Consider the following 26,593-nt stretch of genomic DNA (forward strand, 5'->3'; position numbering starts at 1 on the left):
CTGATGAGTTCCAAGCCATCTGCACTGAAGACATCTGCACTCAAGCCCTCCGCTTTGAAGCCGCCTGCCTTGAAAACGGCAGCGTCCGAGCGGTTGTTGCATATCGGCGTGATCGGCGCAGGCGTCATGGGCAGCAATCACGGCCGTGTGCTGGCCGGTCTTCCGGGCGTCAGGCTCATCGGCATCGCCGACCCCTTGCCCGGACACCGGGCCCGCGCGGCCGAGATGACCGGGTGCCGAACCTTCGGGACGTTCGACGAACTGCTCGACGAAGGCGTTGACGCCGTGACCATCGCCGCGCCGACGCATCTGCATTGTGAACTCGCGCTGGCCTGTATCGCGCGCGGCGTTCATGTTCTGGTCGAGAAGCCGATCGCCTCGACGGTCGAGGAGGGATGCCAGATCGTCACGGCGGCGCGCCAGGCTGGGCTGACCCTGATGGTCGGCCATGTCGAGCGCTTCAACCCGGCGGTCGCCGCCATCAAGCAGGCGATCAGAGGTGAGGACATTCTCTCGATCGCGATCACGCGTGTCGGGCCGTTTCCGCCGCGCATGTCGAATGTCGGCGTCGTGATCGACCTCGCCGTGCATGACATCGATCTGATCCGCTGGTTCACCGAATCCGAAATCGTCGACGTTCAGCCCCAGCTCTCCTGCGCGGTCGCCGAGCGGGAGGATATTGCGCTGCTTCAGTTCCGGACCGCATCCGGCGTGCTCGCGCACATCAATACGAACTGGCTGACTCCGTTCAAGGCTCGCAATGTCACGGTCGCGACCCGCGGCAAATACGTGATGGGCGATCTGCTGACCCGCCAGGTCACGGAATGTTTCGGTTTCCAGCCGGATGGCAGCTACTCCATGCGCCATCTTCCGGTAGGTCATGACGAACCCCTGCGGGCCGAACTGATCGCGTTTGTCGATGCGGTGCGTTCGGGCAAGGCTCCGGCCGTGGGCGGCGCCGAAGGCGTCGCGAGTCTCGAGATCGCGACCAGGTGCCTTCAGGATCAACCTCCCGTCGCTCCGCCGATGCAGACGCCGCGCCGCGCCGCCGGCTGACCGTCCAGAGGACAGATGCAGCAACACATGCCTTTACCGGCGATCTCATTCATCGACGTCGCCGAACAGCGCCGCCGCCTGGGCAAACGTATCGACGAGGCCGTAGCGGGTGTACTGACGCATTGTCAGTTCATCAACGGTCCGGAGGTCGCACGTCTGGAGGCCGATCTTGCGGCCTTCAGCGGCGCCAGGCATGTGGTGGCCTGCGCGAGCGGCACCGATGCGCTGTTGATGGTGCTGCTGGCGAAGAACGTCGGCCCCGGCGACGCGGTCATCTGTCCGACATTCACGTTCTGCGCGACAGGCGAGGTCGTGGCGCTGCTCGGGGCGACGCCTGTGTTTGTCGATGTTGATGAGTCAACCTTCAATATCGACATCGCTTCGCTCAGGAACGGCATCGCCGTCGCGAAAAACCGGGGTCTCAGGCCCCGGGCCATCATTCCCGTCGACCTGTTCGGTCAGCCCGCGGATCATGATGCGATCGCGGCGGTCGCCGCGGCCGAGGGGCTGTTCGTTCTGGACGACGCCGCGCAGGGTTTTGGCGCGAGCTACAAAGGGCAGCGGCTGGGCAGGTTCGGGCTTGCGACCGCGACCAGTTTCTTCCCCGCCAAGCCTCTCGGCTGCTACGGCGACGGCGGAGCGATCTTCACCGACGATACTGAACTGGCCGAAACGTTACGCAGCGTTCGCGTGCATGGTCAGGGATCTGACAAGTACGACAACGTGCGGCTGGGACTTACGGGCCGCATCGATACCATGCAGGCGGCCATCCTGATCGAGAAACTCAAGATATTCCCTGACGAGATCGCAGCGCGGGATGCGGTCGCAAGGCGCTACAATGAAGGGCTCGGGCAGGTTGTCATCGTGCCGCGTGTGGCGCCGGATTGCACCTCGGTATGGGCGCAGTACACCATCAGGGTGCCGAACGGGAACCGTGATGCGCTGGCGTCGGCGCTGAAGGCGCAGGGCATTCCGACCGCGATCTATTATCCGAGGTCGCTGCATCAACAGACCGCCTATCGAAACTTCCCGGTCGCGGCCGGCGGCCTTGCGGTCAGTGAAAGGCTGTCGACCGAGGTGATCAGCCTGCCGATGCACCCCTATCTCGATGAATCGACACAGGACCGGATCATCGAGGCTGTGCGCGCCGCGCTTCCGACCTGATTCCGGCATGTTGCGCGGCAAGGCTATCCTGTAGAAACAAGGCTATCCTGTAGAAACGCCGGATGCTTGGACGCATTTTCACTGTCGGCGGCTATACGCTGCTATCGCGCATCACGGGGTTTGCACGCGACATCATGCTCGCGGCAATTCTTGGCGCGGGGCCGGTCGCGGATGCTTTCTTCGTGGCGCTGCGATTACCCAATCATTTCCGGGCGATTTTCGCCGAAGGCGCTTTCAACGCCGCGTTCGTGCCCGCTTACGCGCATGTCTCCGGTGGTGGCCCGGCTTCCGCGCAATTGTTCGCAAGCCGCATCTTCACGCTGCTGTTGCTGTCGCAGGTGATCCTGCTGGCGATCGCCTTGCTTTTCATGCCGCAGGTCATCGCGCTTCTCGCGCCTGGTTTCGTTGATGACCCGGCTCGCGGCGAACTCGCCGTTTCACTGACGCGGATCACCTTTCCCTATCTGCTGCTGATCACGCTGGTCACGCTGTATGGCGGGATGCTGAACGTCATGCACCGCTTCGCCAGCGCGGCGGCCGCCCCGATCCTGCTCAACCTGTCGATGATGATGGCTTTGGCGCTCGCGGCCTTTTTTCCGAGCGCCGGGCATGCGGCCGCCTGGGGCGTGCTGCTCTCCGGGTTCCTGCAATATTTCCTGTTGGCGGCGGACGCCGGGCGTCACGGCCTGATGCCACGGCTGACACGTCCGACGCTGGACGCCGACGTGCGTGGTTTCTTTCGCGCGCTCGGGCCCGCGACCGTGGGCTCCATGGGAACGCAACTGGCGATGTTCGCCGATACCATCATCGCCACCTTCCTCCCGGTCGGCGCCTTGTCGGCGCTATACTACGCCGACCGGCTGAATCAGCTGCCGGTCGGGGTGATCGGCATCGCCATCGGCACCGTGCTGCTGCCGGAAATGTCGCGGCGGATCACGGGCGGCGATCTTGCGGGCGCGATGGCGTCACAGCGCCGGGCGTTCGAATTCTCGCTGCTGTTTTCGATTCCCTTCATTGCGGCGTTTCTCACCGTGCCTGATGTCATCATGCGGGCGATGTTCGCGCGCGGCGCTTTTTCGGCGGCGGATGCGGCGGCAGCCGGCGCGACGCTGGCCGCCTACGCCGTCGGCCTCATCCCCTTCGTTCTGATCCGGAGCGCGGTGGCCACGTTCTACGCGCGCAAGAATACCGCGACGCCGGTGAAGGCCTCGCTTGCCGGGCTCGGGGTCAATCTCGTGCTCAAGGTGGCTCTGATGGGCTCTCTGGCGCAGGTCGGCCTGGCGCTCGCCACCGCGGTCGGGGCCTGGGTCAATCTGCTGCTCGTGTTCTGGTTTGCGGTACGGGCGGGTTACATCGAGATCGGCCGTCCGCTGCTGATCTCGCTCGGCAGGTTCCTGATCGCCGGCGCGATGCTCGCAGCGGCGCTGTGGCTGACGGCGCGCTTCGCCTCCGGACAATTCGCGCATTGGAGCGTGATGCGCGACGAAGCGGCGCTCGGGGTGCTGATAGTGGTCGGAACCATCGTTTATGCCGGTGCGATCCTGATGCTGTTCGGCCTGCGCTGGCTGAAATCGCTGGTGCGGGGTTAGCGACCGTTTCAGCGGGCCGCGCGAACATTGTGTTGGGTGGTGTTCGGCTCCATTATTGTGATCATCCGGGATTATAGTTTGGAGTTCCCATGGCTCCCGTCAAAGTGGCTCCTTTCGGAAAGGCTCCCGTCAAGTTCGGCATGGGCCAGAGCGTCCGGCGCAAGGAAGATGACGCCTTCATTCGCGGCAAGGGGCGCTATACGGACGATCACGCGCCGCCCGATGCCCTGCATGCGCTGGTGCTGCGCTCACCGCACGCTCATGCGACATACAGCATCGATGTGTCGCGCGCCTGTCGCTTGCCGGGGGTTGCCCTGATCCTCACCGCGGCCGATGTCGCCGATCTCGGCGGCTTGCCCTGTCAGGTCGAGTTGCCGGACCAGCCTTTCATTGCGCCGCCGTATCCTATCCTGCCGAAGGATGAGGTGCGGCATGTCGGAGACGCCGTTGCTTTTGTCGTAGCCGATACGCTCGAGCACGCGCGCGACGCGCTGGAGGCGATCGAGGTCGAGTGGGCGCCGCTCGCTTCGGTTGTTGGCGTCGCCGATGCCGTGAAGGATGGCGCGCCTCAGGTCTGGCCCGATCACGCCGGCAACGTCCTGTTCGACATCTCGCTCGGCGACAGGAAGGCGGCCGATGCCGCCTTCGCCGCGGCCGATGCCGTGGCCGAGATTTCGATCGTCAATCCGCGCGTCGTCACCAACTATATGGAGACGCGCGCCGCGGTCTGCGAATACGACGCGAGGCGAGATCATCTGACGCTGACGGTCGGCAGCCAGGGCAGCCATCGCCTGCGTGAAATTCTCTGCGAGACCGTGCTGAAGATACCGCTGGAAAAAATGCGCGTGATTTGCCCGGATGTCGGCGGCGGATTCGGCACCAAGCTGTTTCCTTATCGCGAATACGCGCTGATCGCGGTCGCCTCGAAGAAACTTCACAGGGCGGTCAGATGGACGGCGGAGAGGTCGGACCATTTCGTCGGCGACTCGCAGGGGCGCGACAACGTCACCACCGCGCGCATGGCGCTGGCTCGAGACGGCAGGTTTCTCGGGATGGATGTCGATCTGATGGGAGATATGGGCGCCTATCTCTCGACCTTCGGTCCCGACATTCCCTATAGCGGGGCCGGGATGCTGCCGGGTCTTTACGATATCCAGGCGTTTCATTGCCGTGTCCGCGCCGTGTTCACCAACACCGTGCCGGTAGATGCCTATCGTGGCGCGGGCCGGCCCGAGGCGGCCTATGTCGTGGAGCGGCTGGTCGATGCCGCGGCACGCAAGGTCGGCATGACGCCGGATGCGATCCGGCGCAAAAACTTCATTCCCCCGGAAGCGATGCCGTACAGGACCGCCACGGGCAAGATCTATGACTCCGGCGATTTCGCGGCGCACATGACGCGCGCGATGGAGATCGCGAAATGGCAGGAGTTTGCCGGCCGCGCCGAAGCCGCAAAAGAGCGGGGTCTTGTTCGTGGCATCGGTTTGGCCACCTACGTCGAGGTTTGCGGCACCATGGGGCGCGAGCGGGCGGACGTGCGGCTTGACGCCAACGGCGACGTCACGGTGCTGATTGGCACGCAATCAACCGGGCAGGGCCATGCCACCGCCTATGCGCAGATCGTCGCCGACCAGTTCGGGGTGCCTCCCGAGCGGGTTCACATGAAACAGGGTGATACAGATGTCGTCGTCACCGGCCTCGGCACGGGCGGATCGAGTTCGATTCCCTCCGGCGGCGTCAGCGTCGAGCGGGCGACCCGCAAGCTCGGCGCCAAGCTCCGGGAGATCGCGTCCGAGGCACTCGAAACCAGCGTGGCCGACCTTGAGATCAGCGACGGTTCGATCCGTGTCGCCGGCACGGACCGCTCCGTTTCCTTCGCCGATCTCGCGAAGCGCGCTGATCCATCGAAGCTGACGGCCGACGAGAGTTTCAGCAGCGCCGACGGCACTTATCCGAACGGCACCCATGTCGTGGAAGTCGAGATCGATCCGGCGACCGGCAGGATCGGGTTGGTGAATTACGTGGTCGTCGACGATTTCGGCGTGACGTTGAATCCGCTGCTGCTGGCGGGGCAGGTCCATGGCGGCACCATGCAGGGTATCGGGCAGTCGTTGATGGAGCAGACGGTCTATGACGCGGGCGGGCAGCTTGTTACGGGAACGTTGATGGATTACGCGCTGCCGCGCGCCGCCGACGGCGTCTCGATCACCTTCGAGACCCGCAACGTTCCCTGCGCCACCAATCCTCTCGGGATCAAGGGGGCGGGTGAAGCGGGCGCGATCGGCTCCTGCCCGGCGGTGGTCAATGCCATCATCGATGGCTTGTGGCGGGAGTACGGAATCGACCACATCGACATGCCGGCGACTCCGGAACGGGTCTGGACGGCGATCCGGGACGCCCGGCGACGCGTGTGAAGATGTCGCTACGGCCGTTTCCGGCAGGGGAAGCTACTTCGCTCCGAATGCCTTGAAGGTGATAATGGTGTGGGTGTCCTGAATGCCGGGAATGACCTGCACCTTTTCGTTAATGAAATGCCCGATGTCGGTGTCGTTATCGACATAGAACTTCGCCAGCAGGTCGTAGTCCCCGGCGGTGGAATAAATTTCCGAGGCGATCTCGGCTTCGGCAAGCGCGTTGGCGACGGCATAGGCTTGGCCGAGCTTGCACTTGAACTGAACGAAGAAGGGGACCATCGCGCATCTCCGGAAGACGAAGCGCCAATATATAGAGCATGATCCCGAAAAGTGGAAACCGGCTCTCGGAAGATCATGCTCAAACAAAAGATAAGAGAGAGGGTCTGGTTCAACGCAGTTGAAACAGACCCTCGCGTTTTCGAGACACGCCAGGATAATCATGCTGACGTGGCCTGATAGCGTTATGCGCGAAGAACGACTTGACGTGAGGTGATGATGACAGTCCCTGTTGCCTTGACCATCGCTGGCTCTGATTCCAGCGGCGGCGCGGGAATCCAGGCCGACCTCAAGACATTCGCCGCGCTTGGTGTCTACGGAGCGTCGGTCATTACGGCGCTGACCGCGCAGAACACGCAAGGCATCGCCGCGATCCACCACGTTCCTGCGCATTTCGTGACCGCGCAGATCGATGCCGTGTTCGGCGATCTCGATGTCGGAGCCCTCAAGATCGGGATGGTTGCCCACGCCGCCGTTATCGATGCCATCGCCGCCGGCCTGTCGCGCTGGACACCGGCGCGTGTGGTGCTCGATCCGGTGATGGTCGCGACCTCGGGAGCACATCTGCTGGAGTCCGATGCGATCGAGGCTTTGCGCAGCAAGCTTGTTCCGCGCGTGCAGCTGTTGACGCCAAACCTGCCGGAGGCCGCGGTGCTGCTCGACGAACCCGTCGCCGGGGAAGAGACCGGCATCGTGCGGCAGGGTCAGCGGTTGCTGGAGTTCGGCTGTGCGGCGGTCTTGATCAAGGGCGGGCACATGCAGGGCCCCGAGAGCATCGATTATCTTGTCACCCGTCAGGAGGTGATGACGTTTACCGCTCCGCGTGCCGCCACAAAAAACACCCATGGCACCGGCTGTTCGCTGTCGTCAGCCATCGTTGCGGGTCTGGCCAAAGGCGACGGCATGGAAACCGCCGTGCGCACGGCGAAGGCTTATGTCACGGCGGCGATCGCGGCCGCCGACCGGCTCAACATCGGTCGCGGCCACGGACCGATCCATCATTTTCACGAGTTCGAGCGTTTTCATTTCTGACGGTGCAGCCATCCGGTGGCGCCTGTCATGGCCTTGTCATGGCGGCATGTTACCCCATGCTCATGGGGAGCTATGCGATGGATGATGTCAAGCCGGATCGCCGGTTCCGGACTCTCTTCATCTCCGATGTTCATCTCGGCGCCAGCGGTTCCCAGGCTGATCAACTTCTGGATTTTCTCAAGTATCATGATGCCGCCACGATCTATCTGGTCGGCGACATCGTCGATGGCTGGGCGCTGAAGTCGAGTTGGTACTGGCCGCAGTCGCACAATGACTTCGTCCAGAAAATGCTGCGCAAGGCGCGCAAGGGCGCGACGGTCATCTACGTGCCCGGCAATCATGATGAATTTCTGAGATCATACTACGGAACGCATTTCGGCGGCATCGAGGTCGTCGAGAACGCGATCCACACCGGCGCTGACGGGCGGCGCTATCTCGTTATCCATGGCGACATCTTCGACCTGGTGGTTCAGAACGCGCGGTGGCTCGCCCTGCTCGGCGACAAGGCCTATGATTTCGCCATCCGGGTCAATCGCCTCGTCAACGCGTTCCGCCGCTCATTCGGATTCCCGTACTGGTCGCTCTCGAAATGGGCCAAGTTCAAGGTGAAGAACGCGGTGAATTACATCGGCGCGTTCGAGCAGACGCTCGCCAGTGAGGCGGGTCGTCACGGCGCCGACGGCGTGATCTGCGGCCATATCCATCACGCCACGATTCGCAACGAGCACGGCATCCGCTACATGAACTGCGGCGACTGGGTGGAGAGTTGCACCGCGCTTGCCGAACACGAGGACGGCCGGTTTGAGATCATCACATGGGCCGATCCGTTGCCCCATTCGTCGCCCGTATTGCCCATAAGCGCGCAGGCGGCGTGATTTTCATGGGCGCGTTTTCCTCACGCGAACCGGTTATCCGCTTCGCTCGAAAACGCTACAGAAAATCCGCGATGGGAAGACAGAGGTCAGGAAAAGAACGCAATCTTTTCCGCCTGCGTCATGCGCCTGAACGGAGCCATCGGATCGGAGCGCGGCGTGGGACTCGAGACAACTCCGCTCGCCAGCAGCGAGGCGCCAAGTGATGATGGTGCGGGGTTCTCGGAACTCGCCTCGGGTTCGCGATCAGGATGCTCGCTCGGGTTGTCCGCGATCGGTTCGGGATCCGGCACCAGATCGGGAGTTTCCAGTCTTTCAATATTGGCAAGGCCCGTCTCGGGTTCTTCGGGATCAGGCGCACCCATCTCAAGCGCGATCATGTCGAGCACGGCGTCGTCGTGCGCCATGTCCTGTTCACTGACCTCGGCGGCGGGTGCGTCTTCGCCATGGTTTGCCACCATCGATTCGCCGGCGGCATCGACCGGCGCGTCGGGTGCAGCAGCGGCTACCGTCTCTGATTCGTCGGCGACAGCGTCCGCCACTGCCAGCGACTGAGACGGCGGTTCTTCGGATAAGGCGGCGATCTCGCTGCTAGTCTCCGGCGGCGCGGTATCGGATCGGGACGGGGAGGCCGTGGAGGCCGGGCAGTCCCATAATTCGTCGAGCGTGGTCTCGATCACGCTGAACGCCGAATGCAGCGCCGCCATATCGTCTCTGGCGGCAAGCTGCGAATGAGCGTTCTCGATTGCGCCGGCCTGCGAATCGAGAATATCGCAAATCCGGCTGTCTCCGCCGATCTCGCGCCAACGCCAGGAGATTTCGCGAATGATGCGCACGCCTTTCTGGATCGGGGCGAGTGCATCGTTCATGACACTTTTGTCGAGCGCCGCAGTAGCGGAGGTCCTGGCCTCAATGAGACTTTTCCTGATGGCGGCGAGCGCCTTCGGCAATGCGTCGGCGGGCGTCGCCTGCTGTTGAGACTCGATCGTTTGCTCGATGCGCGCGACGGCATCGAGCACCATCGCCGTGTCGGCGCTGCGGTTGCGCCTGGCGTACTCGGCAAGAAACCAACGGCCTCTCGATGTCTCCATGAAGGCTTCGCGGATGGCGTCGAAATCCGCCTCGCCAAGCGGCGCAGCGCTGGCGGAAATCGGCGACAGGGCGAAAGCTTCATCGGCCATGGCAAACTCATCGCGTAAATCATTTCGCGTTGCTGTAACGATCACCATGATCCGGCCTGAATCGCAATTGAATTGACGCGATCCGAATCAGAAATCCCCATTCGCGATGTTCCGGGCCGCGGGTGCTTCGCTGTTTGCCGCTCCCGAAAGCTTGCCGGCGCGGCGTCTTCCGGCGTCCTATGAGCGCCCGGTGGATCAGCCCCAGAGCGCCGCGTCGGGCGGGTAGATTGTGCTGCCGTCATAGCGAAGGCCGTCGTCACGATCGCGAGCCAGCAGCAGCGGCCCATCGAGGTCGACGAAACGGGCATGCTGCGCGATCAGCATGGCGGGCGCCATCGACAGCGAAGTCGCGACCATGCAGCCGATCATGATCTCGAAACGCAGCGCCCGGGCCGCGTCCGCCATGGCCAGCGCTTCGGTCAGGCCGCCGGTCTTGTCGAGCTTGATGTTGATGGCGTCGTAGCGTTCGCGAAGGCTGTCGAGTGATGCACGGTCATGGGCGCTTTCATCGGCGCACACGGCGATAGGTCTGCGAATGCGCGCCAGCGCTTCGTCGTTGCCCGCGGGAAGGGGTTGTTCGACCAGCGTGACGCCTGCGGCCTCGCAGGCTGCGAGGTTTCGCTCCAGATTATGGGGAGTCCATGATTCGTTGGCGTCGACGATCAACTCTGATTCGCGAGCCTGTTTGCGAACGGCGGCGATGCGCTCGGGGTCGCCGTCGCCGCCGAGTTTGATCTTAAGGAGAGGCCGGCGCGATGCTCGCGCGGTCGCCGCCGCCATGGTCTCGGGCGAGCCGAGCGAGATCGTGTAGGCCGTGGAGCGAGGAGAGGGGGCCGGACGGTTCAGTAATGTCCAGATCCGCTGGCCGCCGCATTTGGCCTCCAGATCGCACAGCGCGCAGTCCAGGGCGTTGCGTGCCGCGCCGGCCGGCATCGCGGATGCGAGTGATCGACGATCCAGACCCGCGGCGAGAGACTTCTGCATCCCGAGGATGGCGGCGAGAACACCCTCGGGCGTTTCACCATAACGAGCATATGGAACGCATTCTCCGCGTCCGGTGTGACCGCTGCGGCTGATTTCGGCGACAACCACGATCGCTTCGGTCTTGGCGCCCCGGCTGATCCTGAAACTCCCCGCGATTGGCCATCGTTCGATGTGGCACCGAAGCGTGGTTATGTCGTTCGACAATGTATCCAAGCTGGCAGGTCCGAATGCACCGCAAGCCGGTCGTGTCGGGGAAAGATAAATCCAACGAGCCGGCGCTGACGTTCCGCATCATGTCAGCGGAGATGCTGTGCGGAACTGATGTTGGCCGACGATCCCACACTGGACGCGGTTGCGCAAGGCGCGGTGCGGCCGCCGTGCCGCGGCGTTATTGACGACACCCTTCCGCGACATCAGCCGCGGGTCGATCATCGGGATCGCGATCTCATCGGCCTGTTGTCGTCAGCAAACGGAAGTGAAACCTCCGTTTGCTGGCCCGGCGAAGCGCAGGCTATGCCAGCCGTCCCGCCGCATGAGCAAGCAGGGTATAGACCAGCCCGGTCTCCGATATCAGATGATCGCGTATCACCGAGGGTTCCCGCTCGTCACGCGCCACCTCGTCCAGCAGCCGTTCGAACTCGGCGACGTAGCGATCCGCCGTCTGCTTGAAAGCACGGTCGGTGCGATACTTGCGGGCGACTTCGTCAAACGCCTTCTGACCAGCCGGCGTGTAGAGCCGCTTGGTGAAGGCCTTGCGTTCGCCGCGCTGATAGCGGTCCCACATCTCGCCGACAAGCTTGCGGTCCATCAGGCGGCCGATATCGAGCGACAGGGAATCGAGCGGATTGGCAGCCGCGGCGGGTGATGCCTGTCGTCCCCGAGGGACGTCGCGCTCGGCCGTATCGGCGTGGTTCAGCAAATCCGAAAGCCAGCCGTCCCCGTTATCGTCCGCGACCGGCGGCTTGGCCGTCTGATCCGCGCGGCGGGCCGGCTGCGCGCCCGGATCCGGCGCCGGGGTGGGCGTATTGCCGGTATCGCGCATGCGCGCCGCGGAGCGTGCCGTTGCCGCGCTCCGGCCGGCGGCGGCCATCGCCGGCTCTGCCTCGCGCTGCGAACTGGAACGTCCGCTGCTGACGACGTCGAACCCATGACCATGACGTGCGACGATCCGGTTCAACTCGGCAAGCGCTTCGATCTGATCGACGATCACCTTGCGCATTTGAGCGGTGCTCTCCGCCGCCTCCTGAGGCATCTCGAGCACGCCCCGGCGAAGCTCGCCGCGCGTCGTCTCCAGTTCCCTGTGCATTTCGGCCGTCATCTGCTTCATGCTCTGCACCAGCGCGGCGAACCTGTCGGCGGATTGCCGGAGCATCGATTCCGCTTCCTGGCCGGCTTTCTTGCAAATCTCGGTCATCGACTCCGATGTCAGGCGGCGTTCGTTCTCGGCCGCCGCCCGCACGGCTTCGAACTGACTGTTGATCGCGGCTGATCCCGCGCCGGCGGTTTCGGCCACCACCCGCGCGATATCGCGGGCGCGCTCTTCGGCGGCGGCGAGCGATTCATCCAGCAAGCTGGTAAAACGGGTCAGCCGCTGGTCGAAGTCGGTCGTTCGCAAGTCGATCGTTGTCACGAGCGATTCCAGCGCCGACTTGCGCTCCTCGACCGAGGTCGTGGTTTTCTGGTTGCTCTGCTCGACACGCGCGGCAGCTTCGATCAAAGCCTTTCCATGTGTCTCGAACTGGGTCGACAATGAGCCGAGATCATCGAGGGCCTTTGATGTCTTGGTGTTGAACGTCGTCAACTGGTCCTCAAGTGACTGGGTCGCGATGCCGCTCTGTGAGGTAACCTCCCTCATCGTGGATACGAAGTCGGCGACGCGCGTGACGAGCGTGCGCTCCAGCGAGTTGAGATTTTCGTGCGCCCCGGTGAGAACCTCCTGAAGAAGGATGTTGCCTTCGCGCAGCCGCTCGAACAGCGCAACCGTATCGGTGCGCAGCATCTTGCTGGTTTCCTGCATCTCCGTGACGGCGGCGATGGATGCCTGCCGGGACTGGTCGATGGCGGAGCGGGATGCCTCCTCGAGATCCTTCAGGGATTTGCTGATCGCGCCCGTCGCGAGTTCACCCGCGCTGGTGATGGTGCGGACCACGTTGGAGCCATTGGCGGCGATCGATTGAGAGAAGTTCTCGCCCTTGGCCTCGATCGTCTTGAGGGCGTCGTCGGTGACGCGGCCGATATCGGAGTTGAGCTGGTCGGCCTTGCTTCCGAGAGCCTCGATCAAAGACCCCCGTTTGCTGTCGAGCATCTGTGAAAGGCGGTCGGTCTGCTGCTGGACGTAGTTGACGATCTCGTCCGTTTTTCCGGTGATCGTGGTGCCGAAGCTTCCGCTTGCCGCGAAGATCAAGCGCTCGGCGTCGGTCGATACCGACTTGACCTTGATGCTGATTTCGTTCGACGCCGAGACAAGGGAGGTTTGCGCATTCTGTGCGCTCGCCTGAATGATTTCGGTGGTGTTCGCCGCGGCGGCGTGCAGCGTGCGTTCGATGTCCGACGAGATCACCTTCACCTGATTGGCCGAGTCGGCGGAAGCGGCGACAAGCGTGCCCTGGACCTCCCGTGCGCTGCCGAGAAGCGCGGCCGCGGTCTCGGCGCCCACCGTCGTCAGCGTCTGTTCGATGTCGCTTGCAAGCGATTTCACCTGGCTTGCGGTATCGGCCGAGGTGGAGGTGAGGGTGGTCTGGGCTTCGCGCGCGCTGTTGAGAATGGCGGCGGCGGTATCGGCGCCCACTGTGGTCAAGGTCTGCTCGATGTCGCTTGCGAGCGATCTGACCTGCCTTGCGGTGTCGGCCGAGGTGGAGGTGAGAGTGCTCTGGGCTTCGCGCGCGCTGTTGAGAATGGCGGCGGCGGTGCCTGTGCTCACTGTCGCCAAGGTCTGCTCGATGTCGCTTGCAAGCGACTTGACCTGACTGACGGCCTCGGCCGAGGTGGTGGTGAGTGTTCCCTGGGCTTCGCGGGCGCTGTTGAGAATGGCGGTGGCGGTATCGGCGCCCACCGCCGTCAATGTCCGCTCGATGTCGTTTCCGAGCGATTTGACCTGGTTTGCGGTGTCGGTCGAAGCCTTGACGAGCGTGGTCTGAGCCTCCACCGCGCTCGACAGGACGGTGTCAGCGGTCGACGTTCCGGCCGCGGACAGCATGCGTTCGACGTCGGAGCCGACTGTCGAGAGCGTGCGCTCGATCTCGCTGGCGAGCGATTTGACCTGATCCGCGGCATCGGATGACGCGGAAACCAGCGTGGTGTGCGCCGCGCGCGCGCCGGCGAGAACTGAATCCGCCGTGTTGGCACCGGCGGCGGTCAGTGTCCGCTCGATCTCCGCTGACAGGGATTTGACCTGATCTGCGGTCTCCGCGGACGAGTTGATCAGCGTCGTCTGCGCCTCGCGGGCGCTGTTGAGAATGGAGCCCGCCGCCGCTGTTCCGGCGGTGGTCAGGGCGCGCTCGACTTCGGTCGAGGTCAGTTGAAGCTGAGCGCCCACATCGGTTGAAATGGAAAGCAGGGCCTGCTGGGCGGAGCGGGTGCCGGTCTGAATGGTTTCGCTCGTATTGACGATCAGATTGGTCAGCGAACGTTCCGCATCCTCGACATGCGACTTGATGCCGAACGACAGCTCCTCGGCGCGCGCCAGCAGGATGTCGCTGGCCTCGCGCCCGCTCGATTCGAAGCGGCCCGCCACGGCTTCGACTCGCGATCCGAGCAGATCCTCGAACTGCGCGACCCGCGTGTCGATCGCGGTCGCGACAAAGCTCACGCGCTCGTCGAGGCCTTGATGGATTTCCTGGAACCGCGCCGTGATGGTATCCGCGAGGTCCGCGCTGCGGCCGTCGATGGCCTCGGTCACCCCTGAGATGCGCCCTTCAAGCGCCACGACGGCCTGCGTCGCGCCTTCGGTCAGAGATATCGTCAGGTGGTTCAGGCGACTCTCGATCGAGCCGATCGCATGAGCGGCCCCATCGGACAGCGACGAGGTGAGGGTGACGAGGCGGCTGTCGATCGTCGCCGTCACCGATTGCGCGCGCGTATTGAAGATATGCTCCAGCGTTTTCAGGCGGCCGTTGACGGATTCGTCGAACGACTTGATCCTGGCGTCGAACGCGGAATCAAGATTGGTGACGCGCGACCGCAGCGAGGTTTCGAATCTCGCCAGGTGCTGATCCAGCACCGCGCTGATCTCCCCTCCGTTGGAAGTCAGTCGCGTATCGAAGGTATCGACATAGTTCTTCATGCTCTGCGCGATATCTTCGGTGCGCTGCCCAAGGCGGTCGACGATCTCCGCGCCGAAGGTCTTCACCGTGCGATCAAACTCCGAGATGTGGCGGGTGATCAGAGCGCCCAGCGTTCCGCTGTCGCGCGCGAACTTCTCCGCGAGTTCAGCGCCCTGGTCCTTCACCAGCTGATCGAACGCGTTCATCTGCAGGCTGAGCGTATCGTGCGCGGTTTCGGTCTGGCTGACGACGTTGGCCACCAGGCTGTTGACGGTGACGTCGAGCGCTTCGCTCGCCTTGTCGCCGCACGACAAAATCCGGCTTGCCAGCCGATTGCCCGCATCGTCGACCTTGCTGGCAAGGTCGCTGCCGCGAAGTTCGAGCTCCAGCAGCAGGGATTCGCTGGAATTTTTCAGCGCGTCGTGGACCTGCTCGGTGCGGTCCGAAATGCTGTCGACGATGGATGCCGATTTCTGCTCGAATTCGCCCGTGATCCGGTCGATCCGTTCGTTCAGCATGTCATGGACGCGATCGGCCAGATCGACGAATTCGTCGTGGACGTGACCGGTCTTGAAATTAAGGCTGCTGGTCAGGCGCTCGCTGGCGTCCAGAACGGCGCGAGCGGTCTCGGAGCTGGCTTCCTCCAGCCGGTCGAGCAGGTCGCCGCCTCGTTCGCCGAGCGCGAAGATCATGTTGTCGCCGGCATTGCCCAGCGCCGTCGTGATGTGTTCGCCGCGCTCTTCCAGCGCGCCGGTGATGCCTTTCGCGACTTCCTCGACGCGCGAGGCGATGGCGTCGCTGATCAATTCGATGTCATGCCGCAGATCGATCTGGACACCCGAGATCGCGTTGCGGACCTGCTCGGCCTGGCCGACGAGGTTGTCCCGCTGATGGGCGATATCCTGAAGCAAAGCGCGAATCCGCACCTCGTTGTCGGAATAGGCGCGTTCCAGCGCGGCGACTTCGTTGGCGACCAGGGCTTCCAGTTCGCCGGCGCGGGCAATGGCGCGCTCGACGCCGTCGCCCATCGCGGCGACCTCGCGCCGGATCGCCTGACCGACGGTCACCACCGAATCGCTGGCCAGGCCTTCCGGCTCGGAGAACCGGATCGCCATCTGGGCCATTGATTGCGCGATCATGCGCAATTCCTGGCCGCGCCACGCCATATGGGCCAGAAAGTAGAACAGCAGCACGGGAGCGAAAAACAAGGCGATCAGCCCCGCGAGAGCGAGCATCCCGCCGCTGCCCTGGCCAAGGGCCGCCTGCAGCGACGGTAGAAAGCTGATCGTCAGGAGGCCGGCGCCAAGAATCCAGATGCCGGCGAACACCGTTGCCAGCGTGTAGACGTTGCGGGACGGACTGCTCTTCTGGAGGGTCTGAAGGATCTGGCCGATCGTTTCGCGGTCGTCATTGGCGGGGCGTCGCGCGAAATGGGATCCTTCAGCGGGGTCAGGGATCTGTCGATCTATCGGGGCATGTCGATCTATGGCATGGGCGCCGGATCGGTTCTCCCCATGGCCGGCGGGCGGGATCGGCGGGACGCCGTCGTGACCGGCCGCGACCTGATCCAGGTCCACGGCGGATGTCTCGCCGACGCTCAGCGCCTCCTGTATGGCGGAGAGAGCGACTTCCGTCGGATCTTTGACCTTCTTGGGATTGTTCGCCATCTCAGTCCACGCCCTCGTGTTACGCAACCCGCAAGTTTGCGCCGCCGCTGCAAGTCCGGTCGCCGACCCGAGCCCCAAGCTGGTTCCAGGCGCGGCGATCGCCACCGCCCGTTGTCGGTCATTCCCCCCAACATCCTATTTGCTTAGCGTCTCGAATGAAATGGTCGTGATTAATACAATCTTAATCATCGTTAACGACCGGCGCCGTCAGCCGTTCGATCGCCGCGAAGTAACGGGGAGGCGGGCCGAATTTGACCGAAATCAGGCGGAAGGCCGGCTCGTACATGAAACGTTCTGTTAACCAGTTCCGTGATTGGCTGGCGGGGATTCCGCGAGGCAGGCCAGCCCCGGCGGATTGTCCGGATAGCAGCAATGTCGTTTTTCTGTGGACAGGTCGCCTGGATGCCTTCGCCACCTTTGGTTCCGGAGAACGGACCGATTGATTTCGATCATCTTCATCGCATGACGCTCGGTGATGACGGTCTCGAACGGGAGGTTCTGACGATGTTTGCCGGTCAGGCCGCCGAGCTGGTCGTTTCGCTGGCGCGGCTTCCGCCGAATGCCGCGATGCTGGCGCACAGGCTGAAGGGCTCGGCGCGGGCGATAGGGGCGATTCACGTCGCCGCCGCCGCCTCCGATCTGGAAATCGCGCTCCGCAGCGGCGCCGATCCGGCGGAGCCGCGGGCGATGCTGGATGACGCCGTCAGCCAGGCCTGCCAGGCAATCCGTGCGATCCTGTTGCGATCTTGAAGAATATCTCCCTTTTTGCGCCGACCGCTGGCGTTGGCCCGATCGTTTCGTTATAGGACAGCCGAACCTCCTCATTATCAATAATCTGTTCGGCGGCACCGCACCCTATGACCAAGATCAACTTTGTCGACCATTCCGGCGAAACCCGCACTGTTGACGTCGAGAACGGCGCGACCGTCATGGAAGCCGCAATACGTAACGCCGTTCCCGGCATCGAGGCCGAATGCGGCGGCGCCTGCGCCTGCGCCACCTGTCACGTCTATATCGACGACGCATGGACCGAGAAGGTCGGCAAGCCGACGCCGATGGAAGAGGACATGCTCGACTTCGGCTACGACGTGCGGCCGAACTCGCGATTATCCTGCCAGATCAAGGTGAGTGACGAACTCGAAGGTCTCGTGGTGACGGTGCCGGAGCGGCAGGCTTGATCCTGTTGCATGGCCGGCTGCGTCGGGCTTTCCTCTCCACAAGCCCGCATCCGGCGTGACTTGACCCGCGTGATCTGGCCTGCGTGACGTGGGCTAAAAGCGGCCCAGGCGGTGCGGCAGTTTAAGGCTTTCCTCAAACCGGCCAGTTGGTTATAGCGATGCGCGGTGGACGTGCGTTCGCGCAAGAACACCTGTCAGGAATATCCACGCAGCGGCGCGGCCATATTGCCGGCGCAGGGATTTCAACGGAAAAGATTTTTTGACATGAGCGAAGCGATCAAGACGGATGTGCTGATTATCGGTGCGGGCCCCTGCGGACTGTTTGCCGTGTTCGAACTGGGATTGCTCGACATGAAGGTGCATCTTGTCGACATCCTCGACAAGATCGGCGGGCAGTGCGCCGAGCTTTATCCGGAGAAGCCGATCTACGACATTCCCGGCATTCCGCTGGTGACCGGTCAGGGGCTGACCGAAGCTCTGCTGGAGCAGATCAAGCCGTTCAACCCGACATTCCATCTCAACGAGATGGTGGAGAGCATCGAGAAAATCGGCGACCCCGGATTTCGGGTCACCACCGACGCCGGCAAGGTGTTCGAGTGCAAGGTGGTTGTCGTGTCGGCAGGCGGCGGCTCGTTCCAGCCGAAGCGGCCGCCGGTGCCGGGCGTCGAGGCCTATGAAAACATCTCGGTGTTCTATGCGGTGCGCAAGATGGAGCAGTTCCGCGACAAGGAGATTCTGATCGTCGGCGGCGGCGACTCCGCGCTCGACTGGACGCTCAATCTGCATCCGCTGGCGAAGCGCATTACGCTTTTGCATCGGCGCGACGAGTTTCGCGCGGCGCCGCACAGCGTCGAGCAGATGCGCAAGCTGGTCGCGGACGGCACGATGGATCTGAAGATCGGCCAGGTCACGGCGCTGGAAGGCGCGGACGGAAAACTCACCGGCGCGCAGGTGAAGGGCAGCGACAATACGATGTCGGCGATCAGCTGCGATACCATGCTGCCGTTCTTCGGCCTGACGATGAAGCTCGGCCCGGTCGCGAACTGGGGTCTGCATCTCGAGAACAATCTGATCCCGGTCGAGACTGCTTCGTTCGAGACCAACGTTCCCGGCATCTTCGCGATCGGCGACATCAACACCTATCCCGGCAAGCTGAAGCTGATCCTCTCCGGTTTCCACGAGGGCGCGCTGATGGCGCAGAAGGCGCATCGCTACGTCTATCCGGACAAGCGGCTGGTGTTTCAGTACACGACCTCTTCGTCGAGCCTGCAGAAGAAGCTCGGGGTGAATTGAGGCCGGCTTGCGGTGCGCGGCATCGTCTTCGGCGCCGTCACCTGAGTATCATCACCGGGTTGGACCCGGTGTCCGTCCTTTTTCCGATATCCTGAGGAGGGGCTTTATAGCGGCCCCCTCATCCGGCTCACCCTTCGGGCTCGCCACCTTCTCCCGCAAGGGGAGAAGGGGAACTGCTCACGCCGCTACGTTTCCTCTTACTGCTGCATCGGTGCGGGTGGGGTTGCCGCTGGCGGGGTGGGTGCCGGCGAAGGCGGAGTAGTCAGCGGCGGCAGCGGTTCACCAGTTACATCACCCGCATCGGCGGCGTTGAGATGCAGTTGCGTCTCGATCGCCGGCAGCGCGGCGTCCGCCATCGCCGCATGACCCTCGGCGGTCGGATGGATCGCGCCGCCGTATACCGCCGAAAGCAAGCCCCATGTCGCGTCATGGATGTCGGACGGCTGCATCGATGAGGACTGCGCCTGCGGGTAGGTCATCGCCGTGAAGTAACTGTCGTTGGCGTCGCGGATCCAGCGCGCGCGGGGCAGATAGGCGCGGAACGCGCTTGCCGCGCGGCCGCAAGCGAGAGGCTGATGCGGGGCCTCCACGAGGCTGCCGACAAAGCTGTCCCCCTTCGCGGAGAAGCATTCGCGGTCGAATTCAGGATCGCTGTCCGCGCGCGCGCAAAATCCATGATCGGTGAAAGCCGCCTGATGCGTCTCGACGAAGGTCATGCGGTCGGTGGCGGGATCGCGGCAGATCACGCCGGACTGGCACGACGCAATCGCTTTCAGCCGCGGCAGGAACTCGTTCTGGACGTAGTCCGTGACCGTGGCGAGTCGCCCGGGGTCGGCGTTGAAAGACGGATGCACGTCGAAGCCTGCCTTGCCGCCGGGGCAGGGCGTACCGCCGTTCGCCAGCGCCGGGTTGGCATAGGAGACGAACACGACGCGGGACAGGTCGTTGTCCAGCAGCGGCCTCAACGCGCCGCGCAGCCGGGCGAAGGCTTGCGGCAGGTCGTGCGCGAGATTCGATCGCGAACCGTCGAGTGATCCGATCAGTCCGCCGCGTTTGAACAGCGCGCGCTCGGTCGCGGCATCGACGATGACGTCGGAAACGAGGCCGGAGAAGTTGATGTCGTTGGCGCCGATGGTCATCAGCACGAGATCGAGTTTGCGCTCCGGTTGGCGATGTCCGGCCGCTGCAAGCGCCTCGCGCAACTGGGCGATCTGGCCGTTGACGGTGCCTTGACACCTGGCCGACGACTTCGCGGTCAGGCATTCACGCGCGCGTTGCGAACCCAGCATCCCGTCCGGAATGCTGGCGCCGGTGCAGGCGAGCGGCAGGTAGGTCACGGCGATGTGCGGATACCGCACCGCGAGCGCGAGCGCGGCGCGGGTCTGGTAGCTGTAGAGCGAGCGATGGCAGGCCGCGTTCATCCACAGCGCGCCGTATTGTTGCCAGTTCTGCAGCGATCCGGAAGTGCCGCAGGCCCGGCCGCCTTTGTAGCCGGCGCGGCTCGGCCGGTAGAATTCGCGCCCCGCGCCGCCGAGATAGGAGCGAAAGCAGAAGCCTTCGTCCGACAGCGGGACGGTGCGATCCGGGTTTCCCTCACCCGCGGCGATGGAGTCGCCGAGGCCGGCGATGAGGATGTCGCGCACCTTGATCTGCGCCGCCAGGCGCTGCGGCGCGTCGCCGCTTGTGATATCGACGGTGGCGCTGGTGGCGCGGCCGTAGCGGGCGCGGAAGTCGATCGGCTCGGCGCAGTCCTGCGTCGTGCCGCGGGGGCTGTCGCCGTCGTCGAACGACCAGGCGCAGACGGCGCCGACCGGAACCGCGCCGGTCAGACGCACCGTGACCGGATGCTCTGTCGGTGTCAGATAGCTTTCCTTGACGTTGTCGCGCGTGCAGGGCTCGCTGACGTGCCCTCCGAGATCGATGCAAAGACGGTTCACCGCGTTGCGGGCCCAGCCGCGGCCGTCGCTTTGCCGTTCAAACGTCTGCTCGGCGGCGAGAATGCTCTGGTTGCTTTCGGCGGCGACATGAATCTGGAAGTCCCGCTCCTCGCGAAACAGCCGGAAACGGTTGCGGACCTCCCATGAAATCCGCATTCCGCCGGCGGCTCGATCCGGGACCGCGGCGGCGGGATTGGCTTCGGCGATGCCGCCGGAAAGCGGCGGCGCGGCGATCTGCTGCGCGGCAAGGCCTCCAGGAGCAAGGCCGCTGAGCACTGTCAGGACGATTCCGATGAGGGACCAGGCGCGGGCATGGAGCATGTACGGTTTTGACGCGACGGTTTTGGCGGAAATAAGAGCGAAAAGGACGGGTGCTGATCTGACGCGAGGCACTGCAGCGGGCAGTCCTGAATCCGCGGCCCGCCGGTTCAGTCCTGCGTGACCGCCGACCTGGCGGCGTGCGGCTTCGGCGATGCCGCCTCATCCGATGCGTTCTCACTGTCGCTGTTGCCGTGACCGGGCGCGTCGTCGTCGTTGTTGTCATTGCTGACGTCGCCGTTGCCATTGTTGATCTTGCGGCGGCGCTGCCAGGGCTGCACCACGTTGAACCACAACTCGCGCGTGCCCATGATGGTGATGGCAAGCGCGAACGGGATCATGAAATAGAGGATCCGGAAGACCAGCAGCGTCGCCAGCATCTGCTCCTTGCCGAACTGCGGCAGCGCCACCAGCATTGCCGCGTCGAACACGCCGAGGCTTCCCGGCGCATGACTGGCGAAGCCGAGCAGGGTGGCCAGAATGAAGACGACCGCCACCGACACGAAATCGATGTCCGGATGCGCGGGCATCAACAGATACATCGCCAATGCACAGAATCCGAGATCGACGACTCCGATCAGGATCTGCACGAAGGTCAGCGGCGCCGACGGCAGCACGACCTTCCAGCCGTTCTGTCCGAGTTCGCGTCGGTTGCGGCCGGTGATGATCCAGGTGAGATAGATGGCGATGCCGGCGAGGCAGCCGAACGCGATCAGGCGGTTGACGGACGGCGGCAGCAGGTCCATCGCGCTCGCCGCCCAGGGATGCCAGGCCATGCCGATGCCGAGCACAAACAGGTTGCCAAGCCAGAATGTCAGTCCGGAGATGAAGCATATTTTCGCGACGTCGATGGCGTTCAGCCCATAGTCCGAATAGATCCGAAACCGGATCGCGCCGCCGGTGAAGACCGTCGCGCCGACGTTGTGGCCGATGGTGTAGCTCGTGAAGGCGGCCAGCGCCGCCACGCGATAAGGGATATGATCCTTGCCGATCGTCCGCACAGCGAAGAAATCATAGAAGGTCAGGGTGCAGAACGCGCCGACCACGCAAAGCGCGGCCATGGCGATCAGATAGGGCGACTTCTCCGTCAGCGCGATCAGGATGACACCTGTGTCGACACCCTGGAGCGTGTGGATAAGGGTAGTGATCGCGAAAGCGATGATCACGAGGCTTGCAATGACGCCAAGCCCTTTCCAGCCAATCCTTTCCTTGAAGCCGCGCTGCAGCGCGGTCAGCAGCCGACCCATTCGTCCTCCCGCTAGCGCCCCGATTTCGAGGGTCTTATGGCCTTGCGGTAGCTTCCAAGGCGAGCTTCGAAATCAAAAGACACTCGTAACCTCATTGATTCCGGTGTGTCTGAATTCAGAAGACGCCGTCGTCGGCCTCGCCGGGACAATGACGCCAATTTCTGACCACCACACCAGGTCACGACACGTTTCAAGCCGATTGAGGAGAGGGGAAGGCAAGCGGCTGTTCCGTCTCTCATACGCGAAAAACTCTCAACACAAAACGGTCTCCTTGGCGGATCATCAGGTCTGAACGCGGCGCCGCCTTTACCGATCTGAAAATCATCAGGATACGCGTCCGCTGCGGGCGGTCGCAGCGAGTGTAATCATTGGCCGTGCATATAGGCATAAGAGGCCCCGTGTTCCATCGCTGATTTGAAAGTTCTTGCAGACGACACTCAAAAGCAACGACGGCCCCTCACGCATCGCCTTCATGCATCAGATCTGTGACATTGCGTATTACGAGGGGAAACAATTCGTGAAACCATCGTTTGGCCTTGCTGCATGGCAGCGTCACGGCGTGCCGGCAACCGGTGCCGGAGCGCGCGGGCCGGGAAGCACCACGCAGAAGGGCGCTGTGAATGTCAGGTCTTGCGCAGGGTGAAGTAAGCGCCGCAGAAAGCCATCGCCGCGCCGAGCCCGAGCACGGCAAGGCCCGTTATGAAACTCGCGAGCGTCGGCGCCGCGCTGGGCGCGGAGGCGGCCTGTCCCGCGCCTGCCAGAAACAGGACGGCGATTGCGATCAGGAACTGCCGGAGCCGCTGCTGAATGCGGTTGGACGCCGCGCTGCGCATCAGCGTCGCGACAAAATAGCTGCCGGAGAAGCTGGCCGTTGCGACCAGCCACCATGCGATTGCCGCGCTCGCCGGCATGAACTCCCCGGTATCGGAACGCCATAGGCGGCCGAGGTCGAGACCCATCTGAGCGCCCAGCATGTGCACGGCAAGAGCGAGCAGTATGCCGGACACCATCGCCCCGCCGACGATCAAATGGCGCGGAAAATGAACGGTCTCAGCCATCAGTGTTTTCTTCGCGCGAACCGGCGTCCATTTCGCTTGAAAACGCCAGAGTGTTTCCGCTTCTGATAGAAGAAGCGGACTCTATGATTTTGGTTTGACGCGTTTTCTTCACGCGAACAGGTCATCCACTTCGCTTGAAAACGCTCTATAGGATGGAAACTGCGCTTCGAGCAAGAGAGCGCGGGCAAGACAACGCACGCCGTGCGAAGGGTCCCTGATTGTGTCGCCGCCACCCGAGATGCCGCCTGACGGCGCCGGATACGCCTATAGGGCCTCAGCGATCGGTTCGGCGCATCGGTTCGCGCTGGAGGACGACGGGCTATCGTGGCGCGTTGGCCGCCGGACGGGGAGATGGCGTTATGAGGACATCGTCGCCGTGCGCATGTCCTACCGGCCGATGTCGATGCAGTCGCATCGATTTCGGACCGAGATCAGTCACCGGGACGGCGGACGCATCATCGTGATGTCCACCACCTGGCGGACCCTGTCGCTGATGGACGCGCAGAGCAACGACTACCGCACCTTCATCGTCGAACTGCACCGGCGGCTCGCAGGGCATGGCGCGCGCGCCATGCTCGCGGGCGGCCTGAACCCCGCGCTTTACGTTGCGGGCATGGGCGTGCTGACGCTGCTCTGCGTAGCGATGACGGCGCTGCTGGCGCGGGCGATCATGACCGGCGAATGGGCGGGCGCGTTGTTCATCGTCGGCCTGTCTGCGTTGTTCGGCTGGCAGATCGGCCGTTTCATGCGCCGCAACAGGCCGCGCGCTTACACTTTCGACGCGCTGCCGCGGGATTTGCTGCCGTAAGCGGTCGCTCCTCTCCGCGCGGTCAGGCTTCCTTCAGCAGTTTAGGGCTGACGAATCTTTTGAGTTGTCCACTTCCGAATGCGACGCTGTCCCAGATCTCGACCGCAAAGTCGATCATTGCGAGACCCGACGTCGGCAGATTGTCGGCGAGCGCCGCGCGCCCCGATGCGTCGCCGCCTCCGATCAGGCGAAGCGCGAGTTCGTGCAGGCCGGGATTGTGCCCGACGATCATCAGGCGCTCATGATCGGGGGCGACGGAACGAATGATTGTCAGGAGTTGCACGGCCTCGGCGCCGTAAAGTTCCGGCAGGTGCTCGGCGGGTCCCTGAGCCGTTTGATCCGCGAACCGCTGACGAACGATGTCCCAGGTCTCGCGCGCCCGCACCGCTGTCGAGATCAACACAAGATCGGGCAGCAGCGACTGGTCTCCGGCAAGCCAGAGGCCGAGTTCGGCGGCGTCGTTCCTGCCGCGCGCGGCAAGCGGACGGTCCCGATCGCTTCCGCTGGGCGAATCGCGTTCGGTTTTGGCGTGGCGAAGCAGTAAAAGGCGGCGCATGACGCTGACTCGATTCGAGGGTAAGCATGACCCGGATTGCAGGATACAGGTATCAGTCGAGCGGGCTATAGCGTTTTCGAGCGAAGTGGAATCCGGTTCGCGTGAAGAAAACGCGTTAAAACAAAATCATAGAGCCCGCTTCTGATTCTATCAGAAGCGGAAAGGCTCTAGTTTACAACGTCGCACGGCGCAGGTCACAGGGGCAGTGGTAGGAAACGCGATGGCTTCCGAGAGCACAGCTGCGGCCGATGGTCCCGGTGACGCGGAGTCCGCCGTGCCGGCGCGGCGACGCGGGCGGCTGACGTTCGATCTCGATGTCGAGATCTGCGTCGTCGGCGGCGGGCTGGCCGGCCTCACCGTGGCGCTGGAGGCGGCGAGGACCGGCGCGAACGTGGTCGTGCTCGAAGGCCGCCATGTCGGCTGGAATGCGTCCGGTCATCATCTCGGCACGGCGATGCCCGGCTATGCGCTTCCGCTTTCCGATCTGATCGCGCGCGTCGGTTTCAATGATGCGTACGAACTCTGGTCTCTGTCGCGAGCGGGCGCCGATTATGTTCGCGCCCATGCCGCTGAGCAAGCCATTCCGGGACTCGGGATTCCAGGACTCGGGCTCACGGAAGGCGTGCTCGAGGTTTCCAACGTCGATGCCGGCGAGCGGCTCATCAGTCATCTACAGATGCTGAGCGAGGATTTTTCGACCGAGGTGGAGGGGTGGCAGGTCGATCGCGTCCGCGACACCTTGCGCACAGGCCGGTACTTTCATGCGGTGCACTATCCGCGCGCTTTCCAGATCGACGGACGCAGATATGTTCACGGCCTTGCCGAGCTTGCGCGCAACGCCGGCGCCCGCATCTTCGAAGATACCCCGGTGATCGGCATTGATCCGTTCGGGATCAGGAAACGCATCGTGACGCCGCGGGCGCGTCTGCGGGCGTCCCACCTCGTGCTTGCGGGCAATGTCCATCTCGGCGACGCGTTGCGGCGCTTGTCCGATACGCTGGTGCCGGTCTGGCGTTATGCCGGGGTCACGTCGCCGCTGGGAAGCCGGCTCGCCGAGGCGATGACGTTTCAGGGGTCGGTGATCGACACCGATGGCATCGATCATTTTCGGATCGTCGATGGCGACAGGCTGATGTGGGCGAGCCCGGAAACGACCTGGGAGGCGCGTCCGGATCGCCAGAAGGCGGCGATCCGCGGGCGGATCGGCACGATCTTCCCGCAGCTTGGCGCGGTCGAGATCGCGAAGGTCTTCTGCGGCGCGATCGGTCAGACCGTGCACGGGATGCCGCAGGTCGGCCAGTTGCAACCGGGGCTTTGGGTGGCGAGCGGTTTCGGCCGGCAGGGGCTGAGCACCTCGGCGATGGCCGGGCAACTGATCGCCCGCGGCATGCTGGAACGTGACGATCGCTGGCGGTTGTTCGCGCCGTTCGAACTTGTCTGGGCGGGCGGAAAGACCGGACGCGCGGCGGGCCATGCGATCGGCATGGCGATGCGGGCGCGTTCCGCCGCCGCCGGCACGCTGGCGCGCTATCGCGAGCGGGCGCGCATCAAGGCGCGGGAGCGGCAGGCGCGGCTCAACGCGGCGGATCGCAAATCGACGCCTCTCTGATCGACGCCTCTCTGAAAGACTGTCTCCCGGCAAGAGTTGCCGGGCGAGGCAAGAATGCTCCGGAGCCGGAGGCGAAGGCCAGATCCTAACTCACT

19 protein-coding genes are annotated in these 26,593 nt (G+C 63.7%); 11 read left to right on the forward strand and 8 right to left on the reverse strand.

All coding sequences use genetic code 11. The annotated features are described in order from the left end of the window. The first annotated feature begins 3 nt into the window (after positions 1 to 3). The 4 genes from ACMYR2_RS06840 to ACMYR2_RS06855 all read left to right on the forward strand — a co-directional run bounded on the left by ACMYR2_RS06840 (position 4) and on the right by ACMYR2_RS06855 (position 6,220). Positions 4 to 1,056, forward strand: coding sequence for a Gfo/Idh/MocA family oxidoreductase (locus ACMYR2_RS06840; protein WP_347263551.1), 1,053 nt, complete (start codon positions 4 to 6; stop codon positions 1,054 to 1,056). Positions 1,057 to 1,071: 15 nt separating this feature from the next. Next, on the forward strand, positions 1,072 to 2,220 hold the full coding sequence (locus ACMYR2_RS06845; protein WP_347263552.1) for a DegT/DnrJ/EryC1/StrS family aminotransferase: 1,149 nt from the start codon (positions 1,072 to 1,074) through the stop codon (positions 2,218 to 2,220). Positions 2,221 to 2,282: 62 nt separating this feature from the next. Continuing rightward, positions 2,283 to 3,809: a murein biosynthesis integral membrane protein MurJ gene (murJ, locus tag ACMYR2_RS06850; RefSeq protein WP_416193907.1), complete on the forward strand. Its 1,527-nt coding sequence runs from the start codon at positions 2,283 to 2,285 to the stop codon at positions 3,807 to 3,809. Positions 3,810 to 3,898: 89 nt separating this feature from the next. Continuing rightward, positions 3,899 to 6,220 carry a xanthine dehydrogenase family protein molybdopterin-binding subunit gene (locus tag ACMYR2_RS06855; protein ID WP_347263554.1) on the forward strand — a complete coding sequence of 774 codons (2,322 nt, stop codon included), beginning with the start codon at positions 3,899 to 3,901 and terminating at the stop codon, positions 6,218 to 6,220. Positions 6,221 to 6,253: 33 nt separating this feature from the next. Here the strand turns inward: ACMYR2_RS06855 and ACMYR2_RS06860 are convergent, their stop codons facing one another. After that, positions 6,254 to 6,499, reverse strand: coding sequence for an Lrp/AsnC ligand binding domain-containing protein (locus tag ACMYR2_RS06860; protein ID WP_347263555.1), 246 nt, complete (start codon positions 6,497 to 6,499; stop codon positions 6,254 to 6,256). A 216-nt stretch (positions 6,500 to 6,715) separates the two neighbouring features. Between ACMYR2_RS06860 and thiD the strand changes: the two genes are divergently transcribed. Both thiD and ACMYR2_RS06870 read left to right on the forward strand, forming a co-directional pair. Further along, positions 6,716 to 7,528 carry a bifunctional hydroxymethylpyrimidine kinase/phosphomethylpyrimidine kinase gene (gene thiD / locus ACMYR2_RS06865; protein ID WP_347263556.1) on the forward strand — a complete coding sequence of 271 codons (813 nt, stop codon included), beginning with the start codon at positions 6,716 to 6,718 and terminating at the stop codon, positions 7,526 to 7,528. 62 nt (positions 7,529 to 7,590) lie between these two features. After that, entirely contained in the window at positions 7,591 to 8,403 is an 813-nt protein-coding gene (locus ACMYR2_RS06870; protein ID WP_347263561.1) for a UDP-2,3-diacylglucosamine diphosphatase, read from the forward strand. An 86-nt stretch (positions 8,404 to 8,489) separates the two neighbouring features. Here the strand turns inward: ACMYR2_RS06870 and ACMYR2_RS06875 are convergent, their stop codons facing one another. From ACMYR2_RS06875 to ACMYR2_RS06885, 3 genes are all read right to left on the reverse strand, one after another. After that, positions 8,490 to 9,581: a hypothetical protein gene (locus tag ACMYR2_RS06875; protein WP_347263557.1), complete on the reverse strand. Its 1,092-nt coding sequence runs from the start codon at positions 9,579 to 9,581 to the stop codon at positions 8,490 to 8,492. A 195-nt stretch (positions 9,582 to 9,776) separates the two neighbouring features. Further along, the gene (gene dgcA / locus ACMYR2_RS06880; RefSeq protein WP_347263558.1) at positions 9,777 to 10,778 is read right to left on the reverse strand and encodes an N-acetyl-D-Glu racemase DgcA; all 1,002 of its coding nucleotides are present in this window, start codon (positions 10,776 to 10,778) and stop codon (positions 9,777 to 9,779) included. A 298-nt stretch (positions 10,779 to 11,076) separates the two neighbouring features. Beyond that, the gene (locus tag ACMYR2_RS06885; RefSeq protein WP_416193908.1) at positions 11,077 to 16,494 is read right to left on the reverse strand and encodes a methyl-accepting chemotaxis protein; all 5,418 of its coding nucleotides are present in this window, start codon (positions 16,492 to 16,494) and stop codon (positions 11,077 to 11,079) included. A gap of 372 nt (positions 16,495 to 16,866) precedes the next feature. Here ACMYR2_RS06885 and ACMYR2_RS06890 point away from each other — a divergent pair, with 372 nt between their 5' ends. The 3 genes from ACMYR2_RS06890 to ACMYR2_RS06900 all read left to right on the forward strand — a co-directional run bounded on the left by ACMYR2_RS06890 (position 16,867) and on the right by ACMYR2_RS06900 (position 18,965). Continuing rightward, positions 16,867 to 17,244, forward strand: a complete 378-nt coding sequence (locus ACMYR2_RS06890) for an Hpt domain-containing protein (protein ID WP_347263560.1) — start codon at positions 16,867 to 16,869, stop codon at positions 17,242 to 17,244. 107 nt (positions 17,245 to 17,351) lie between these two features. Next, complete coding sequence (locus ACMYR2_RS06895; RefSeq protein ID WP_011314384.1) at positions 17,352 to 17,672, forward strand: 2Fe-2S iron-sulfur cluster-binding protein; 321 nt, start codon at positions 17,352 to 17,354, stop codon at positions 17,670 to 17,672. 264 nt (positions 17,673 to 17,936) lie between these two features. Next, positions 17,937 to 18,965 (forward strand): NAD(P)/FAD-dependent oxidoreductase, encoded by a 1,029-nt coding sequence (locus tag ACMYR2_RS06900; RefSeq protein ID WP_416193909.1) that lies wholly within the window; start codon positions 17,937 to 17,939, stop codon positions 18,963 to 18,965. 197 nt (positions 18,966 to 19,162) lie between these two features. Here the strand turns inward: ACMYR2_RS06900 and ACMYR2_RS06905 are convergent, their stop codons facing one another. The 3 genes from ACMYR2_RS06905 to ACMYR2_RS06915 all read right to left on the reverse strand — a co-directional run bounded on the left by ACMYR2_RS06905 (position 19,163) and on the right by ACMYR2_RS06915 (position 23,525). Then, a complete protein-coding gene (locus ACMYR2_RS06905; RefSeq protein WP_416193910.1) occupies positions 19,163 to 21,223 on the reverse strand; it encodes a hypothetical protein in 2,061 nt (686 codons plus the stop codon). 107 nt (positions 21,224 to 21,330) lie between these two features. Next, the gene (locus ACMYR2_RS06910; RefSeq protein WP_416193911.1) at positions 21,331 to 22,467 is read right to left on the reverse strand and encodes a lysylphosphatidylglycerol synthase transmembrane domain-containing protein; all 1,137 of its coding nucleotides are present in this window, start codon (positions 22,465 to 22,467) and stop codon (positions 21,331 to 21,333) included. 623 nt (positions 22,468 to 23,090) lie between these two features. Continuing rightward, positions 23,091 to 23,525 (reverse strand): hypothetical protein, encoded by a 435-nt coding sequence (locus ACMYR2_RS06915; protein WP_347264713.1) that lies wholly within the window; start codon positions 23,523 to 23,525, stop codon positions 23,091 to 23,093. Positions 23,526 to 23,763: 238 nt separating this feature from the next. Between ACMYR2_RS06915 and ACMYR2_RS06920 the strand changes: the two genes are divergently transcribed. Continuing rightward, positions 23,764 to 24,333, forward strand: a complete 570-nt coding sequence (locus tag ACMYR2_RS06920) for a hypothetical protein (RefSeq protein WP_416194071.1) — start codon at positions 23,764 to 23,766, stop codon at positions 24,331 to 24,333. Positions 24,334 to 24,355: 22 nt separating this feature from the next. On the opposite strand, the gene ACMYR2_RS06925 is transcribed toward ACMYR2_RS06920, so the two are convergent. Then, positions 24,356 to 24,889, reverse strand: a complete 534-nt coding sequence (locus tag ACMYR2_RS06925) for a histidine phosphatase family protein (RefSeq protein ID WP_347264711.1) — start codon at positions 24,887 to 24,889, stop codon at positions 24,356 to 24,358. 220 nt (positions 24,890 to 25,109) lie between these two features. Between ACMYR2_RS06925 and ACMYR2_RS06930 the strand changes: the two genes are divergently transcribed. After that, on the forward strand, positions 25,110 to 26,498 hold the full coding sequence (locus ACMYR2_RS06930) for an FAD-binding oxidoreductase (protein ID WP_347264710.1): 1,389 nt from the start codon (positions 25,110 to 25,112) through the stop codon (positions 26,496 to 26,498). The last annotated feature ends 95 nt before the right edge of the window (positions 26,499 to 26,593 follow it).

Origin of the sequence: Nitrobacter sp. TKz-YC01 (assembly GCF_047824785.1) — a bacterium.
In the GTDB taxonomy this organism is placed as follows: Bacteria; Pseudomonadota; Alphaproteobacteria; order Rhizobiales; family Xanthobacteraceae; genus Nitrobacter.

Excerpts from the sequence above, each read along its gene's own strand:
- ACMYR2_RS06900 (WP_416193909.1), top strand. The coding sequence starts at position 17,937 with ATGAGCGAAGCGATCAAGACGGATGTGCTGATTATCGGTGCGGGCCCC.
- ACMYR2_RS06915 (WP_347264713.1), bottom strand. The coding sequence starts at position 23,525 with ATGGCTGAGACCGTTCATTTTCCGCGCCATTTGATCGTCGGCGGGGCG.
- ACMYR2_RS06910 (WP_416193911.1), bottom strand. The coding sequence starts at position 22,467 with ATGGGTCGGCTGCTGACCGCGCTGCAGCGCGGCTTCAAGGAAAGGATT.
- ACMYR2_RS06930 (WP_347264710.1), top strand. The coding sequence starts at position 25,110 with ATGGCTTCCGAGAGCACAGCTGCGGCCGATGGTCCCGGTGACGCGGAG.
- ACMYR2_RS06895 (WP_011314384.1), top strand. The coding sequence starts at position 17,352 with ATGACCAAGATCAACTTTGTCGACCATTCCGGCGAAACCCGCACTGTT.
- murJ (WP_416193907.1), top strand. The coding sequence starts at position 2,283 with ATGCTTGGACGCATTTTCACTGTCGGCGGCTATACGCTGCTATCGCGC.
- ACMYR2_RS06920 (WP_416194071.1), top strand. The coding sequence starts at position 23,764 with ATGCCGCCTGACGGCGCCGGATACGCCTATAGGGCCTCAGCGATCGGT.
- ACMYR2_RS06905 (WP_416193910.1), bottom strand. The coding sequence starts at position 21,223 with ATGCTCCATGCCCGCGCCTGGTCCCTCATCGGAATCGTCCTGACAGTG.
- ACMYR2_RS06875 (WP_347263557.1), bottom strand. The coding sequence starts at position 9,581 with ATGGCCGATGAAGCTTTCGCCCTGTCGCCGATTTCCGCCAGCGCTGCG.
- ACMYR2_RS06885 (WP_416193908.1), bottom strand. The coding sequence starts at position 16,494 with ATGGCGAACAATCCCAAGAAGGTCAAAGATCCGACGGAAGTCGCTCTC.
- thiD (WP_347263556.1), top strand. The coding sequence starts at position 6,716 with ATGACAGTCCCTGTTGCCTTGACCATCGCTGGCTCTGATTCCAGCGGC.
- ACMYR2_RS06860 (WP_347263555.1), bottom strand. The coding sequence starts at position 6,499 with ATGGTCCCCTTCTTCGTTCAGTTCAAGTGCAAGCTCGGCCAAGCCTAT.
- ACMYR2_RS06855 (WP_347263554.1), top strand. The coding sequence starts at position 3,899 with ATGGCTCCCGTCAAAGTGGCTCCTTTCGGAAAGGCTCCCGTCAAGTTC.
- ACMYR2_RS06840 (WP_347263551.1), top strand. The coding sequence starts at position 4 with ATGAGTTCCAAGCCATCTGCACTGAAGACATCTGCACTCAAGCCCTCC.
- ACMYR2_RS06925 (WP_347264711.1), bottom strand. The coding sequence starts at position 24,889 with ATGCGCCGCCTTTTACTGCTTCGCCACGCCAAAACCGAACGCGATTCG.
- ACMYR2_RS06845 (WP_347263552.1), top strand. The coding sequence starts at position 1,072 with ATGCAGCAACACATGCCTTTACCGGCGATCTCATTCATCGACGTCGCC.
- ACMYR2_RS06870 (WP_347263561.1), top strand. The coding sequence starts at position 7,591 with ATGGGGAGCTATGCGATGGATGATGTCAAGCCGGATCGCCGGTTCCGG.
- ACMYR2_RS06890 (WP_347263560.1), top strand. The coding sequence starts at position 16,867 with ATGTCGTTTTTCTGTGGACAGGTCGCCTGGATGCCTTCGCCACCTTTG.